At 68.8% G+C, this 1008-nt stretch carries 1 protein-coding gene; it reads left to right on the top strand.

The window, feature by feature from the left end:
* On the top strand, positions 1-1008 hold a 1008-nt coding region (locus ABD323_RS41650; protein WP_344447288.1), incomplete at both ends, for a terminase TerL endonuclease subunit.

Genomic DNA, 1008 nt, shown 5'->3' with positions numbered 1-1008 from the left:
ACCTACCCCTTCATCCGGTGCCTGGCGACCGAGGAGACGCAGGCCGGGAACACCTACGCGAACATCACCTACATGCTCGCCCACAGCGGGCGGATCGCCGAGGACTACCCCGGCATCGACATCGGCAACGACTGGCAGACCTCCACCCGGGTGTTCCTGCCCGACGGCGGCGAGGTCCGGCCCTCGACCGCCAGCTCCTCGGCGAAGGACGGCGGCAAGGAGAGCTTCAGCGTCGCGGACGAGACGCACCTGTACGTGCTGCCCGAGCTGCGGAACATGTACGAGACCGTCGAGCGCAACACGATGAAGCGCAAGAGCGCCGAGCCATGGTTCCTGCAGACCAGCACGATGTACGCGATCGGCGAGGACTCCATCGCGGAACGCACGCACCGCAACTCGAAGTCGGGCAAGGCGGCGCGGCTGTACTTCGACCACAAGCAGGCCCCGCCGGCGCTGCTGGAGGACGAGGGGGACGACGGCCCGGTCCAGCTCAAGCTCCGACTGATCGCCGCGTACGGGCCGTTCGCCGCGCACATGGACTTGGACCGCATGGTGGCGCTGGCCCAGAAGCCTAGCCAGGACCGGGCCAAGTTCCGCCGCTACTTCTTCAACCTGCCCGTCTCGCTGTCGGAGACGTGGTTGTCCCGGCACCTGTGGGAGCGGTGCGCGCTCCCGCAGCAGGTCGAGCCCGGGGAACTGGTGACCGTCGGGTTCGACGGGAGCGACCACGACGACTGCACGAGCGTCACGCGGTGCAGGGTCAGCGACGGCTACGTGTTCACGCCGACGTTCCCGGACGGCCGGCCGATGATCTGGACCAAGTGGGACAACGGAGCGCCCGACGACTGGCGGGTGCCCCGCCAGGAGGTCAAGGCCGGCATGGCGCACGTGGCCGCGACCTACCGCGTGGCCCGGGCTTACATGGACCCGCCGGACTGGCGGGACGAGTGTGACGAGTGGTCGGAGTCGCTGGGCCGCGAAACCTTCCTGATCTTCGAGACCCGGGTC

Source organism: Kitasatospora nipponensis (genome assembly GCF_039528135.1).
In the GTDB taxonomy this organism is placed as follows: Bacteria; Actinomycetota; Actinomycetes; order Streptomycetales; family Streptomycetaceae; genus Kitasatospora; species Kitasatospora nipponensis.
This window is presented reverse-complemented; position numbering and strand designations above follow the sequence as displayed.